Origin of the sequence: Streptomyces sp. NPDC007162 (genome assembly GCF_040634175.1) — a bacterium.
Lineage (GTDB): Bacteria > Actinomycetota > Actinomycetes > Streptomycetales > Streptomycetaceae > Streptomyces.
Map to the genome: position 1 here is coordinate 1 of NZ_JBEYFC010000202.1, position 14,533 is coordinate 14,533.

9 protein-coding genes are annotated in these 14,533 nt (G+C 70.5%); 3 read left to right on the plus strand and 6 right to left on the minus strand.

The annotated features are described in order from the left end of the window. Positions 1-148: 148 nt before the first annotated feature. The 3 genes from ABZ646_RS23460 to ABZ646_RS23470 form a co-directional block, all read right to left on the minus strand. Positions 149-1,354 (minus strand): Ig-like domain-containing protein, encoded by a 1,206-nt coding sequence (locus ABZ646_RS23460; protein ID WP_360522129.1) that lies wholly within the window; start codon positions 1,352-1,354, stop codon positions 149-151. A gap of 152 nt (positions 1,355-1,506) precedes the next feature. Next, the gene (locus ABZ646_RS23465) at positions 1,507-2,592 is read right to left on the minus strand and encodes an acyl-CoA desaturase (RefSeq protein ID WP_360522132.1); all 1,086 of its coding nucleotides are present in this window, start codon (positions 2,590-2,592) and stop codon (positions 1,507-1,509) included. Between the two features lie 249 nt (positions 2,593-2,841). Continuing rightward, positions 2,842-5,013, minus strand: a complete 2,172-nt coding sequence (locus ABZ646_RS23470; protein WP_360522135.1) for a hypothetical protein — start codon at positions 5,011-5,013, stop codon at positions 2,842-2,844. Between the two features lie 79 nt (positions 5,014-5,092). Here ABZ646_RS23470 and ABZ646_RS23475 point away from each other — a divergent pair, with 79 nt between their 5' ends. Continuing rightward, positions 5,093-5,530: a glutaredoxin domain-containing protein gene (locus ABZ646_RS23475; protein ID WP_360522138.1), complete on the plus strand. Its 438-nt coding sequence runs from the start codon at positions 5,093-5,095 to the stop codon at positions 5,528-5,530. 60 nt (positions 5,531-5,590) lie between these two features. Further along, positions 5,591-6,193, plus strand: a complete 603-nt coding sequence (locus ABZ646_RS23480; protein WP_360522141.1) for a hypothetical protein — start codon at positions 5,591-5,593, stop codon at positions 6,191-6,193. 19 nt (positions 6,194-6,212) lie between these two features. Here the strand turns inward: ABZ646_RS23480 and ABZ646_RS23485 are convergent, their stop codons facing one another. Beyond that, complete coding sequence (locus tag ABZ646_RS23485) at positions 6,213-7,424, minus strand: cytochrome P450 (RefSeq protein ID WP_360522144.1); 1,212 nt, start codon at positions 7,422-7,424, stop codon at positions 6,213-6,215. A 341-nt stretch (positions 7,425-7,765) separates the two neighbouring features. On the opposite strand from ABZ646_RS23485, the gene ABZ646_RS23490 reads away from it, so the two are divergent. Continuing rightward, a complete protein-coding gene (locus tag ABZ646_RS23490; protein ID WP_360522147.1) occupies positions 7,766-11,068 on the plus strand; it encodes a lectin in 3,303 nt (1,100 codons plus the stop codon). Between the two features lie 72 nt (positions 11,069-11,140). Here ABZ646_RS23490 and ABZ646_RS23495 read toward each other — a convergent pair whose 3' ends face one another. After that, positions 11,141-12,841: a carbohydrate binding domain-containing protein gene (locus tag ABZ646_RS23495; RefSeq protein WP_360522150.1), complete on the minus strand. Its 1,701-nt coding sequence runs from the start codon at positions 12,839-12,841 to the stop codon at positions 11,141-11,143. Between the two features lie 144 nt (positions 12,842-12,985). After that, on the minus strand, positions 12,986-14,221 hold the full coding sequence (locus ABZ646_RS23500; RefSeq protein WP_360522153.1) for an MFS transporter: 1,236 nt from the start codon (positions 14,219-14,221) through the stop codon (positions 12,986-12,988). Positions 14,222-14,533: the final 312 nt, after the last annotated feature.

Genomic DNA, 14,533 nt, shown 5'->3' on the forward strand with positions numbered 1-14,533 from the left:
TAAAATGCTGTAGACGTATTACTTTTTTTAGTTTTTTGTTTTTTTTGTTATTTGGTGTTTTTTTCTGTTGGGGGGGGGGGGCGTCCGACACGGTCGGACGCCGCCTGGCGGAAGGGGTTCGGGCTCACCTGCGCGGAGCGACGCGCTGTCAGCCGGTCGCGCCGCCCGAGACCCACTCGGTCCACGGCATGTTCCAGTCGCTGAGGCCGTTGTCCGGGGCCGGCGCGGTCTTGTCCGCGGAGTTCTTGACGATCACGACGTCACCGGGCATCGAGTTGTCGAAGAACCACGCGGCGGGCTGCCTGCCGTCGCCTCCGCCCTTGACGTCGTTCAGGCCTATGCAGCCGTGGCTGGTGTTGGCCTTGCCGAAGACCGAGTCGGCCGCCCAGTAGTTGCCGTGGATGAACGTGCCCGAGTCGGTCAGGCGCATGGCGTGCGGTACGTCGTCGATGTCGTACGCGGGCTTGCCGTCCTTCAGGAGGCCGACGCTCGCCCCGTTCATGTGGGTCTGCGTGAACTTCTCGGAGATGACCATCTGGCCGTTGTACGTCGGGTGCTCCGGGCTGCCGGACGAGATCGGGATGGTCCTGATCGTCTTGCCGTCCCGTACGACGGTCATCTGCTTCGTGCCGGCGTCGACTGTGCTGACCTGACTCCGGCCGATCTTGAACGTCACCGTTTTCCGGACACCGCGGTGGGTGAGCTTGACGGTGACGGTGGAGCCGGGCGTCCAGTACGTCTCGGGGCGGAAGTCCAGGCGGGCGTCGTTGAGCCAGTGCCCGACGACCCGCTGCCCGCTGCTGGTGCCGACCTGGATCTCCGACTCCACGGCGGCCTTGTCGCCGATGGCCTTGTCGAAGGTGACCGTCACCGGCATGCCCACCCCGACGGTCGAACCGTCCTCGGGAGAGACGTGCCCGATGAAGTCGTTGGCGGGGGAGACGGTGGTGATCGTGGCGTACCCGGTGGCGGAGCGGCCCTGGGCGTCCTCGGCCTCTGCGGCGATCTGGTATCCGGTGGCCCGCTGGAGCGAGCCGTTCGGCTTCCAGGACGTGCCGTCCGCGGACAGGGTGCCCGGGATCTCGGTACCGGTCGCGACGGCGGTCATGGTCACCTTGGTGAGGGTGCCGTTACTGACGGTGACCCCTACGGGACTGGTGATCCCGACGCCGTGGGCACCCTGACCGGGCGTGATCCCTATTCGGGCGTCGGAGGTGTCCTGGGTGCCCGCCGGTTGTGCCGACGCAGGCGTCTTCTGCCGGCTCCCGGCGTCGTTTCCGCTGGTGGCCGCGTTGCTGGTGCCGCCGAGGACCGTGAGTGCGAGTACGCCGCCGAGTACGCCGGCCGTAGCCATCAGCCCGGTGCTTCGCTTACGTACCGTGAACAAACGTATCTCCCATGTCGCTGGTCGTTGTTTCGGAGAACTACGTTTGCATCTGTCCGTCCTGAAGGGGGTGAATTATGGCGAATGCCACGTAGTGACGAATCTCGCCGAAACGGCGGACTTCAGTGGTCACCCCGCCAAGCCGTCCCGCGCCGCCGCCGGAGAGGCGCTCCCACCCGGTGCAGGTGCCCGAGGGCCTCGCGGTAGGACTGGAGCAGGCCGGTCTCGTGGTACGGCACCCCGATCTCCGCGCAGTACTCCCGCACGATCACCCGGGCGCGGCGCAGATGCGGGGTGGGCATGCTCGGGAACAGGTGGTGTTCGATCTGGTGGTTGAGCCCGCCGAGCATCACGTCCGTGAACCGGCCGCCCCGCACGTTGCGGGAGGTGAGCACCTGACGCCGCAGGAAGTCGGGCCGCTCGTCGCCGGTGAAGGTGGGCATGCCCTTGTGGTTCGGGGCGAACGTGCAGCCCAGGTAGACCCCGAACAGGCCCTGGTGCACGGCGAGGAACGCCACGGCCTTTCCGGGGGAGAGCACCAGGAACAGCGCGGACAGGTAGGCCGCCAGGTGCAGCAGGAGCAGCGTGCCCTCCAGCACCCGGTTCTTCATGGACGGCGAGCGCAGCGCCCGCATGCTCGACACATGCAGGTTGAAACCCTCCAGGGTCAGCAGCGGGAAGAACAGGAACGCCTGGTGGGCGCCGATGACCCGGGCCAGGCCGTTGCTCCTGCGGGCCTGGTCGGTGGACCACACCAGGATGTCGGGAGCGACGTCGGGATCGAGCTCCTCGTGGTTGGGGTTGGCGTGGTGCCGGGTGTGCTTGTTCATCCACCACCCGTAGCTCATCCCGATGCCGAGGTTGCCGAGGAGGCGGCCCCATGTCTCGCTCGGGCGGCGCCGGCGGAAGACCTGCCGGTGAGCCAGGTCGTGTGCGACGAGCGCGACCTGCCCGAAGACGAGGGCCATCGCGGCGGCGACGGCCAGCTGCCACCAGGTGTCGCCGAGCGTGAGGAAAGCGGCCCAGCCGCCCAGCAGGGCCGCGATCACCAGGCCGAGCCGCACGGTGTAGTGGCCCGGGCGCCGGTCCAGCAGGCCTGCCTCGCCGATGCGTCGGGAGAGTCTGGCGAAATCGCTGCCGGAACCGGAGGGCCGTACAGGGCCGGCGGCCGTCGCGGACGCGGCGGGAGCGTCGATGGAGAACGTCATGCTGCCGAGTCTGGGCACGGCCGCGTCGCGCCGACACGGGGACAGCCACCCAATCCGCAGGGGGAACGCCTCCGGGCGCCCGGGGGGCTACCACCACTTCCACGCCGCTGACCTGACGAAAAAACCGGGAGGCGCCCACTGGGCGCCTCCCGGTCGAGGTCGACGGCGAGGAAAGCGAAAGAACTCGTATCTGTAAAGGAGTATGAGAAGGAAGCCCCTTCATGGCCTCGCCACGGCCCACGCTAGCACTCAGCCCGGGATCAGGTCGCGCAGGTTTTCGACGGTGACGATCCGCGAGTCCGGATGCAGTCCCTCGGGACGTGCGAGGCCGATGTACGTCACGGGCGCGTCCGGGATCCGCTCGCCGTCCCACAGGTCCACGGTCGTGGTGTCGCCGGACATCAGGTCGATCAGGTACCCCACCGTCAACTGCTCGCGCTCCACGACGGCGCGCACCACCTTCGACACGGACACCTGGTTCTCCTCGACCCGGTTGGCCGACGAGATGCCCCTCAGGTACAGGTGCAGCCACTTCGCGCGCCACCGGCCGTCGTCCCCGCGCCGGAACACCAGCGGCAGCGCCACCCGGCCCACCCCGCGCAGCTCCGACTTCATCCGCACGGTGCGCGGCTCGAACGGCCGGCCCTTCTGCTCGCCGTCGCGCAGCATGAAGCCGAAGAACGACTCCTCGACCTCTTCGAAGTTCTCCCCGGCGAAGATGTTGACCTGCGGAACGATGAAGGTGCTGCGCACCCGGTCCAGGGACAGGTTGATGAACTCCGAGGCCCCGTCCGGCGCCTCGGTGACGTCGCCCGAATGCTCGCCCCCCACGGCCCTGAGCGAGGTGTACGAGAGCCAGGAATCGGTGCTGTAGTCGGCGTGCAGCAGCAGCGCCGACAGGTCGAAGTCGGTCCGGGCCCTGGTCTGCTTCCAGTACACGAAGAAGCGCAGCCGGTCGCCGTCGACCGTGGAGACCGACCCGCGCGGCAGCACGCCGAGCCCGGCCGCGGTCGCCCGGCCGCTGAGCGGCAGCGCCACGTCGAGGACGTCGGGGTCGACCAGCAGCCGGTCCGGCACCGGGAGCCGACGGCGTATCTCGGCGTCGAGGGCGGCGATCAGACGGTCGCGGTCGGCGTCCGGCACGGGTGGCCGGTCGTCGGGGGTCACCCAGGCGCGGCCCCGGCGGTTGACGAAGATCCGGGGCCGGTCGCTCTCCCGTTCCCGGTTGTGCAGATGCTCGCGCACCGAGAGCACCACCCGGCCGGAGACATCGGGCGCGACCTGAACGGCGGCTGCCACCACCGCGTCCCGTTCCTCCTGGTCGGCGGCGATGCGCAGCAGCAGGTCCAGGGCGCGGAACAGCCTGCCGGGAGCGGACTTCAGCAGATCCACCGCGCCACGGATGTCGTACGCGTCGAGCAGCTTTTCGAAGAGGCTGTCGAAGGAAGGCGCCGCCTTCTCGCCGCGCGCGACCGCGAACACCTCCGCGGCGTGCGGCCAGCGCGGGTACTCGTGCGGGTGGAGACGCTCGCCGAGCCGCTTGAACGGCTCCCGGTGCGCGACCACGTCGGCGAGCTTCGCGGGGTTCGCCGCGACCACGGCGTCCAGACCCGCGAGCAGTCCCCGGCGCACCGGCCGCGACAGCGCCCGGAACCGGGTCGGCTCCCGCAGCGTCACGTCGCCGCCCGACAGCGCGCAGGCCAGCCGCAGCACGTCGGTGACGGTGTCGATGAGGAGGTCCGCCCCGGCGCCGAGCCGGCCCGCGTTGACGACCGCCCGGTTCTCCCGGACCGGGATCGCCTCCGGCTGGGGTCCGAGCGCGCACCGCTCGGCCAGGGTCCTGAGGTCGCGCAGGTCGTCCTCGTTCAGCGGGGTCGTGCTGCCGGCCAGGGCCAGGTACAGCTCGGTGAGTTCGTCGTCCAGGTCCCGGCCCAGATGCAGGACGGTGACCCGGTCGCCCGCCGAGGCGATCAGTTCGTCCTGCGCCGCGAGCATCTCCTCGTAGGTGTGCTGGTAGCGGCCGTACGTGGGGAGGCTGAGCAGGTTCAGCACCCCGACCCGCAGCTGTGCCAGCACGTTGTCACGCGCCTTCTCGTCGCCGAGTGCCCGCGCCACGCACCGCGTCCAGAACTCCTCGGTGTCCGGCACGTTCGCCGGGAAGTCGATGAAGTACGAGTTGTGCCGGACGTGGTCGCCCACCATCTCGCTCACGGTGCGCAGCGCCCGCTTGGCGGTGTGCACGACCGCGTCCTCGGACAGCCCCGACAGCCGCTCCAGCAGCTCCGCCGAGAGCTTGAAGCCGACGGTCGTCAGCGCCGCGTCGAACTGCCGGGCGGCGGCGGCTCCTTGCCCGGCGGAGCCCCTGGGGGAGGGAAGACGGTGGGTGTGTCGGATGACCAGCGAGTCGAGACTGTGCGCCATCCGGGGATGATCGCAGAGGTGCCCGAGCCGGTGCACCGGAGTTTCCGCGGGGTGCGGCTCATCGGTAGCCTGCGTCACCATGATGCGCGTGTGGATCCTGCCGACGCTGTTCGTGGTCTGCGGCTCGGCCCTCGCGACGGGGCCGGTCCTCAAGGGGGACACCGGCACAGCCGCGGCGATCCTGCTGGTGTTCCTGGTGCTCGCCGGGGTCAACTCGCCCCTGGTCTTCCCGAGGTCGACCGGTGCGGCGGAGGCACGACGGCGCAGCGCGGTCGACGGCCGGCCGGTGGTGTTCTGGCGTCCGGGCTGCACGTACTGCATGCGCCTGCGCATCCGCCTGGGCCGCGACGCCCGCCGACTGCACTGGGTGAACATCTGGCGCGACCCGGAAGGAGCCGCGGCGGTGAGAGCGGCCAACGACGGCAACGAGACGGTGCCGACCGTCGTGGTGGCGGGTCGGGCGCACACCAACCCCGATCCCGAATGGGTGCGCGCTCAGCTGTCTCCTTCCGTGTGACCGGACGGCCTGAACGCGTCGGTGACGGCGCGCGCCCACAGGGCCGTACACAGTGCGCGTGTGCGTCGCGCAGCTCCCCGGACGACCACGGCGACCGGGCATGCACTCGATGAGCAGTCGTACCCAGCAGCCGGGCGCGAGCGGGGAGTTGGTGTCCGTGGGCGGGGAATCGACGGGGGCGGGCTGCCCTCGGCGGCGGCCGCCCGCATGGCGGAGGTACGGGGCAGCGGGACATGGTCCTCGGCTCTGTCCACCGGCGGGTTCGCCGCGCTGCGCGCCGTGGGTTTCGAACCGGCGGGCCAGGTCATGGGCTCGGCCGTCCACCACGTGGGCCGCAGCGGCCGGTTCTGGGGCTATCACGACTGCCTGTGCACGGACGCGTGGTACACCGGCGCCACCCCCATCGCGCTCTCCGGGACAGGGGCCCCGTCCGCCGGGCTCGTCAAGGGTTTCGACCAGGCGCGTCGCTCGGCCCTCGGGCGGATGACCGCGGAGTGCTCGGCCCTCGGCGGCGACGGCGTCGTCGCGGCCCGGCTGACGGCGGCGCCCTTCGCGGCGCAGCCCGACTGCCTGGGCGCGGGCGCGTGCCTCAGCGCCCTGGGCAACTCCGAGGAGACCGAACCGCTGACCTCCTTTGCGGCCCGGCTGCGCGACGAGGGGTGACGCGGCGGGCGCGCTGCCCTCACCAGGTCACGGGAAGTTCCCTGACGCCACCGGTGAGGGTGGTGCGCACCTCCAGGTCGTCGACGTCCTTGGCGAGGCGCAGCCCTGGCAGGCGCTCGGCCATCGCCGCGAAGACGATGCGCAGTTCCGTGCGGGCCAGGCTCGCCCCGATGCAGAAGTGCGGGCCGTGGCCGAATCCGAGATGGTTGCGCTCCGGACGGTCGGGGTCGAACGTCTCGGCGTCGCGGTAGACGGACGCGTCCCGGTTGGCCGAGTTGACCGACAGGATCACGGCGTCGCCGCGTCGGATCGTGACCCCGGCCACGTCGACGTCGGTGTGGGCGTAGCGCAGCAGGCCCAGGTCACCGGGCGCGCCCAGGCGCATGATCTCCTCGACGGTGGCGTTCACCCGGCCCGCGGGGTCCGCGGTCAGCGCCCGCCACTGTTCGGGGCGGGTGAGCAGGAAGAGCGTGCCCAGGCCGATGCGGTTGACGGTGGTCTCGTGCCCGGCGAACAGCAGCCCGACGCAGAGCCGGATCATCTCGTCGTAGTCGTAGGCCTCGTCGGTGCTCTGGGCGCGTACGAGGTCGGAGATGACGTCCTCGCCCGGCCGGGCGCGTTTGCTCTCGGCAAGCGTGGTCATGTACGCGTTGAACTCGTCCCGTGCCCGGAGGGCCGCATCGCCGATGGAATGGTCGGCCATGCGCTCCGACAGCGAGGCGAAGTGGTCGCGGTCGCTCTCGGGCACGCCCAGCAGCCGGCAGATGACCGCGACCGGCACCGGGAAGGCCAGCCCGGCGTGCAGGTCGACCACCCCGTCCGGGGCGGTGGCCCGCTCGGCGAGCAGCCGGTCGATACAGCCGTCCACGAGCTGTCGTACGTGATCGGAGAGCATCACCATCCGCCGGGCGGAGAAGGCCGGGGTGAGCAGCCGGCGCATCCGGGTGTGGTCGGCCTCCTCGGTGGCGTAGTTGCCCGAGGGGCCCTCCTGCACCGCGGCCGTGGTGATGCGCGACGCCCGTTCCGGCTCGGGATGGGAGCGGCCGAGCCGCTTGTCGCTCAGGAGGTCGCGCACTTCGTCGAAGCGGGTGACGAGCCAGGCCGGATCCCCGGCCGGTGTGGTGACCGCGGTGATCGGCGCCTCCCGGCGCAGTACCTCGTACAGCGGTGCGAGTTCGAGCACATTCGGTCGTGCGAAGGGCAGGCGGGAACGCTCGGCGGTGACGTTCATGGTCCTCCTCATGGACCTCGGAACGCGATCTTCCGGCATTTCGACCGTAGCACTTTATTGTCAGCGGCTGCCAATAACCCTTTCGGCCAGTCGGGTGCCGGGTCCGCGGGGTGTGTGCCGGACGCCTCCGCGCCCCTTCGTGAACTTCGCAATCAGAAAGTCCTGTTGGCCTCGTTGACATGCCCCAAGCGCACGCGTTTCACTCAACTCTCGTGCCTGGCAACGTTGTCAAACTTGACGCCTGATATGCGAAGCACGAACTGCTGCGGAGGCAACCGATGGTGAGACCCCGACGTTCAGCCGCACCACCCGACCGCACGAGATTCCGGCAACGCCTCGCCGTGATCTGCGTCCTGGGCCTGGCAGTCCTTCCGCTTCCGGCGATCGGAAGCGCCGACGCCGCGAGCGCCGCCGCACCGGCCCTCGTCAAGGACCCCGCGTCCCTCGTCAACCCCCTCATCGGCACCTCCGGTGCGGTGGACACCTTCCCCGGCCCCGACATGCCGGCCGGCATGGTGCAGTGGGGCCCCGACACGACCCCCGACCGCCCCGACGGCGGCGGCTACGAGTACGGCGACAAGAAGATCTCCGGCTTCAGCCTCACCCACGTCTCGGGACCCGGTTGCCCCGTCGCGGGCGACCTGCCCGTCCTGCCGGTGACCGGCGCGCTGTCGGGCAACCTCGGCAGTACGTCCGTCAGCTTCGGCCACGACCACGAGCGGGCCGGCATCGGGTCGTACGAGGTCACCGACGCCAACGGGGTCACCACCGAACTGACCGACACCACCCGCGCCGGCCTCGGCACCTTCACCTTCCCCGCGGGACAGCAGGCGAACCTGCTGTTCAAGCTGAGCGGGGGCGCCACCCAGGTGGACGGAACGCGCGTCCGGGTGGTGAACGGCAAGGAGATCAGCGGCGCGATCGACAGCGGTCACTTCTGCGGCGCGAGCAACCGGTACACGCTGCACTTCGACATCAAGTTCGACCGGGCTTTCACGGCGAGCGGCACCTGGGTCGGCGGCACCATCACCCCCGACGCCAGGTCGCTGAAGGCGGGCAAGGTCCGGCAGGCCCCGCAGGAGTCCACGTCGAAGCCGCTGAAGGAGAAGCACTTCACCGTCCCGGCGAAACCGGCCCCGACGGTCCACGGGAACACCGCGTCCCGGTTGTCCGCGACGGCCGAGGCCGCCCAGCCGCCCACGACCGGCGCGAACGGCATGTACCTCACCTTCGACACCACCGCGAACCGCACGGTCACGGCGAAGGTCGGCATCTCGTACACGAGTGACGCCAACGCGGCGGACAACCTCGGCAAAGAGATCAAGAACTGGAACATCGGCGCCGTCGAGAAGGCCAACCACGACGCCTGGAACGCCGTACTGAGGAAGATCCAGGTGGGCGGCGGCTCCGCCGACCAGCAGACGCAGTTCTACACCGCGCTCTACCACGCGCTGCTCCACCCGAACGTCTTCTCGGACGCCGACGGCCAGTACATGGGCATGGACAACCAGGTCCACAAGCTGGCCAAGGGCCAGAAAGCCCAGTACGCCAACTACTCCGGCTGGGACACCTACCGCTCCCAGACCCAGCTGATGGCGCTGGTCGAGCCGAAGGTCGCCAGTGACGTCGTCACCTCGATGCTCAACGGCTACGACCAGACGGGCCTGCTGCCCAAGTGGGCCTCGAACAACGGCGAGAGCTATGTGATGGTCGGCGACCCGGCCGCGGGCATCATCACCGACGCGTACGCCTTCGGCGCGCGGGACTTCGACACCGGCAAGGCCCTCGCCGCACTCCAGCACGAGGCCACCGTCCCGAACAACGACCGGCCCGGCGAGCCGGTACGGGACGCCAAGGGCTACCTCCCGCTGGACGAGAACGACTACGGCTGCTGCAACTTCTACGGCCCGGTCTCCACCCAGTTGGAGTACGACTCCGCCGACTACGCCCTCGCCGCGTTCGCCAAGTCCCTGGGGAAGACAGCGGTGTACGAGAAGTTCGCCACCCGTGCCCAGGACTGGATGAACGTCTTCGACCCGCAGACCGGCTACATGCGGGGCAAGAACAAGGACGGCCAGTTCGCGGGCGGCTTCACCCCGGGTACCTCCAACGGCTTCGTGGAGGGCACGTCGGCCCAGTACACGCCGATGGTCCCGTTCAACCTGAAGCAGCTCATCCAGGCACGCGGCGGCGCCACGGCGTACTCGTCCTACCTGGACAGCCTCCTCGACGACATCACCCACCCCGGCAACACCGACGCCGACCTCAGCAACGAGCCCAGCGTGGAGATCCCCTGGGAGTACGACTACACCGGCGAGCCGTGGAAGACCCAGGCGGCCGTCCGCGAGGCCCAGCAGGACCTGTACTTCAACGCCCCGGTCGGCTCGTTCGGCAACGACGACCTCGGCGCCATGAGCTCCTGGTACGTCTGGTCAGCGCTCGGCATGTACCCGGAGACCCCCGGCACGGACACCCTGGTGCTCGGCAGCCCGGCGTTCCCGGTGGCCCGGGTGACCGTCGACGGCGGCAAGGCGGTCCGGATCGCGGCACCGCAGGCCGCGCCCGACGCGCCGTACGTGCAGGCGCTGAAAGTGAAGGGCAAGGCCTGGCACACCTCATGGCTGACGTACGGGCAGTTCAAGGGCGCGGGCAGCCTCGACTTCACCCTCGGCACCGCACCCGACACCTCCTGGGCGTCCGGTCCGGCGGCGGTACCGCCCTCGGACACCACCGGCGGCGGGCGGGTGCTGGCCGCGACCGGTCCCAGCAACGGACTGGTCCTCCAGCCGGGCACGTCCCAGGACGGCACCCTCGACCTGACGAACCTGGGCAGCCGGGCCGTCACGGTCGACTGGACGGCGACGGCACCCTCCGGCGTCACGCTCGACACGGCGTCCGGCTCGCTGACCGTGCCCGCCTCGGGCAGTGCCGAGGCGAAGGTGCACGTGACGGCAGGCGCCGTCGAGGGCACGTACCCGGTCACGTTCGCGCTGACCGACCACGGCACCGGTGCGGCACTGCCGGGGGCGACCCTGCGGGTGGCCGTGGCCAAGGCCGGGGCGCTGTGGCCGTACGACACCAACGAGGGCGTCTACCCCGACGGCGCCACGTTCTCCGGCGGGTTCGACAGCGGCGGCTGGGCCTACTCGCAGAACGCGCTGTCGGCGGCGGGTGTCGGCAGCGGCTCCACCCTCACGGTGGACGGCGTGTCCTACACCTGGCCGACGGTGACCTCCGGTCAGCCGGACAACCTGGAGATGGCCGGCCAGACCATCCCGATGCCGGCCGGTACGTCGGGCACGTCGCTGGGCCTGCTGGGCTCCGCGGCCAACGCGCCGACCGACGGCAGCGGGGTGTCCGGCACGGTGACCGTCACCTACACCGACGGCACCACCTCGAAGGCGACGGTCGGCTTCTCCGACTGGACCCTCAACGGCGGCTCCAGCAAGCCGGTCGCCGGTGACACGACCGCCGTCGCGACGGCCTACCGGAACACGGGCAGCGGGGGCCGTGACGGAGTGAAGACCTATGTCTTCGCCACGAAGGTCCCCCTGGACGCGGCCAAGCAGGTGGCCTCGGTCACGCTGCCGGTGACCGGCGCGACGGGCAGCGGCCACCTGTTCGCCTACGGCTTCGGCCAGTAACGGGCGGACGAGCGGGGCCGGTTCCCGGGAGCGCGTCCGGGAACCGGCCCCATCGCCGTGGCGGCCTTGCCTTCAGGCGAGGGCGAAGTCGTCGGCGTCGACGGCGGACTGGCCGTACCAGCCGTGGACGAAGACGGTGACCGTGCCGCTGCTGCCGGTCGTGAAGCTCACCGTCAGCTGGTTCCAGCTCGTCCCGTTCGACCAGGTGCTCGCGGTGGCACCACCGCTGACCCCGAGGTACGCGTACGGCCCCTGCACCCAACCGGTGAGTGTGTAAGCGGTGTCGGGAGACAGGGTGACCGTCTGGTCGCACTCGCCGGTGCTGCTGGAACTCGGCGTGACCTGGAGGCTGTGGCTCCCGCTGTGCGCCGGTCCGGACACCACCGAGCTGCCGCCCGTGCAGGTCCAGGGGGAGAGCGAGCCGGTCTCGAAGCCCGCGTTGGTGAGCGAGCCGCCACCGCCGCCGCTGCCGCCGGTGGTGACCGTGAGCGTGTACGTCACGCTGTGGCTGCCGCTCGCGGCGGTGCCGGTGACGGTGATCGGATAGCTGCCCGCGGCCACGGACGAGCCGACGGCCGCGGTCAGCGTCGAACCGCCGCCGGACGTCACGGATCCGGGGCTGAAGGAGACGCTGACCCCGGAGGGCGCGCCGGAGGTGGAGAGGGCGACGGACTCGGCGCTGCCGGAGGTGACGGCGGTGGTGACGGTCGCGGTCACCGAACCGCCCCGCACCACCGAGGCGTTGGCCGGGGACAGGGCGAGCGAGAAGTCGGCGGTGGTGCCTCCGCCGCCCGAGCCGCCCTGGTAGGGCACGAACGCGTCGGTGAACGCGAGAGGGTTCTGGCTGATCTCGCTGCACGTGGACAGCGAGTTGGCGCTGCCGCCGCACGGCTGGTCCCGGTTGGCCGACCAGAACGACAGCCGCCCGACGCCGTTCTGCGCGGCGAAGCTCTCCACCGTCCGGGCGTCCGCGAGCGTGAAGGTGGACCCGTCGTCGTTCTTGCCGATCATCGGCGTGATGCCGAGGTCGGCGTAGGTGTAGCCCGGGTCGACGGACTGCATCTGCGCCAGGGTGGCCCGGGCCGCCGAGAGGGCGGCCTGGCCCATCTCGGTGCCGGTGCCCGCGTAGTAGTCCATGGTCATGAGGTTGACCACGTCGATCCTGATACCCGCGTTCTTCGCGGCTTTGAGGATGTTGACGCCGTCCGCGGTCAGCCCGCTGGTCAGCACCGGCAGGGTCATGGAGAACCGCAGGTTCGGGTTGGCCGCCTCGAGGTCCTTCATCGCCTGCATCTGACGGGCCGCGGCAGCGGTGTCCGCGATCGCCGCGCCCTCGACGTCGAAGTCGAGCTGGGTGACGCCGTAGTCGTCGATGATCGCCTGGTATCCGGCGTCGATGCTGCTCTGGGTGGAGCAGGTCCAGGCGAGCGGTTCGCCGCTCGCCCCGCCGGAGGAGACGATGACGGACGCGCCCTCGGATCTCGCCCTGGCGATCTCGGGGTCGGTGTACGGGTCGTTGCCGACGGGGAGCGTGTCTCCCCATATCTGGGTGCAGCCCTCGCCGAGCACGAAGGCCGCCGTGTAGGCCTTGAGGCCGTGGCCGGTGACGGCGGTGTCGAGCAGTCCTTCCTGACTGTTCGACATGTCGACGTAGGGAGCCACGGAGTGGACACTGCTCGCCGCGGCGCTGCCGGCGGGGGCCAGCGCCACGGTGACGCCGGTGGCCGCGAGTGCGAGCGCACACGCGGAGGCCGCCAATTTTGCCAGGTGCATGACATTGGCCCTTTCGGGATGCCCATCAGGGCGGAACGGGGGGTGGGCCGGAGCGGTTTGGTACATACCAAAGCGCCGGAAGCCCCCTCCGTCAAGAGGACTAGACCAACGGGATCCCTGTTCCCCGGCCGGGCGGTCCGTCTCTCAGGCGGACCGTTCCGGCACGGCGGACTCGCCCCGGCGGAACATCACCAGGGCCGCCCACGCCATGGCCACCAGCGGGATGACACCCGAGGCGATCACCTGGCCCTGGCTGGAGACCAGGGAGTTCGGCGTCCCCAGCAGATAGCCGAGGCCGATGCAACTGCGGGACAGCGCCTGGAAGCAGGCCCAGGCGCTGCCGTGCACCTCGGCCGGTACCCGTGAGTGCACCGCGTTGCGCAGGCCGACGTTGCAGGCGCCGTTGCCGAAGCCCGCCAGCAGGAACAGCGGGAAGATCACCGCGGCGACCGGGAGGAGGCCGGCGAGGAGCAGGCCGAGCGCCATGCCCATGATGCCGCCGACGATCAGCAGGGTGTGCCGGTCCGACCAGCCCGCGCGGCCCGCCAGCAGTGCGCCCGGCACGGAGCCCAGGGCCCAGGTGGCCAGGAAGAGGCCGAACACGGTGTCGTTGCCGTGGACGACGTCCCGCAGGTAGTAGACGCCCGCGACGTTCTCGATGCTGGTGGCCAGCATCGCCGCCGCCAGGGCCGGCATCAGCGTGCCCACCACCGGCGCGTCGCGCAGCGCCCGGTAGCCGTCCGCGAGCCTGGTGGCGGGGCGGCGGCCGATCGCCACGTCCACGGTGCCCGGTACGGCCAGCATGGTGCAGCCCGCCAGGACGAGGAAGGACGTCGCGTCCACCGCGAGCAGCACGGGCGTGCCCCACAGGGAGTTCAGGAAGCCGGCGAGGGGAGGGCCGGCCAGCCCCGCGACGGACAGGCCCGCCGTCAGCAGGCTGTTCGCCCGGCCCGTGTGCTCCTCACCGGCCACGGCGGGCAGCATCTTGAACCCGGCGGCCACCGAGGCCACTCCGGCCAGGCACGACAGCGCGATCAGCGCCACCTTCACATGGAACCCGCCGACCCCGGTGGCCGCGCCGAGGGCCAGCGCCTGGACCAGCAGCGCCCACAGGCACACCGCACGCGCACTGAACCGGTCCACCACGGAACCGATCAACGGCGCCGCGAGCACGGTGGGAACGAGCTCGGCGAGCATCACCTCGGTCACGCCGAACCGGATGTCCCGGTCCGCCGCGTGCAGCACCAGGCCCAGCGAGGCGAGCGTGTCACCGAGACGGGAGAACAGTGTTCCCGCGATGAGCACCTGTGCCGCGACCGGCATCGCGGCACCCGGGCGCAGCGCGGCGAACGGCGCTCTCCGCGTCTTTTCCGTGTCCAATCGAATCCAATCCGTCCGCCTGCCGGTCCTATTCAGCCCGCTCACGCATCAGATTAGGCCTGCTCTCCTGCTGGGAGAGCGTTCACCGGCCACCGTCACGCGCCACTTCCCGGCCTTTGCGTGCCCCGCCGTAACCGGGGCCGGATCCCAATTTCCCAGCCAAGAACAGCACTTCACGGAAGGTCCACACATGTTCCACATCAACTCCCGCAGGCCTGCATCCACGGCCGCATGGCCGGCTGGTACGGCTCGGGCCTCCAGATCATCGACAACTCCCAGTTGGACGTGCCGACCACGGCAAGGATCCTGGAC

Excerpts from the sequence above, each read along its gene's own strand:
- ABZ646_RS23460 (WP_360522129.1), bottom strand. The coding sequence starts at position 1,354 with ATGGCTACGGCCGGCGTACTCGGCGGCGTACTCGCACTCACGGTCCTC.
- ABZ646_RS23465 (WP_360522132.1), bottom strand. The coding sequence starts at position 2,592 with ATGACGTTCTCCATCGACGCTCCCGCCGCGTCCGCGACGGCCGCCGGC.
- ABZ646_RS23470 (WP_360522135.1), bottom strand. The coding sequence starts at position 5,013 with ATGGCGCACAGTCTCGACTCGCTGGTCATCCGACACACCCACCGTCTT.
- ABZ646_RS23475 (WP_360522138.1), top strand. The coding sequence starts at position 5,093 with ATGATGCGCGTGTGGATCCTGCCGACGCTGTTCGTGGTCTGCGGCTCG.
- ABZ646_RS23485 (WP_360522144.1), bottom strand. The coding sequence starts at position 7,424 with ATGAACGTCACCGCCGAGCGTTCCCGCCTGCCCTTCGCACGACCGAAT.
- ABZ646_RS23495 (WP_360522150.1), bottom strand. The coding sequence starts at position 12,841 with ATGCACCTGGCAAAATTGGCGGCCTCCGCGTGTGCGCTCGCACTCGCG.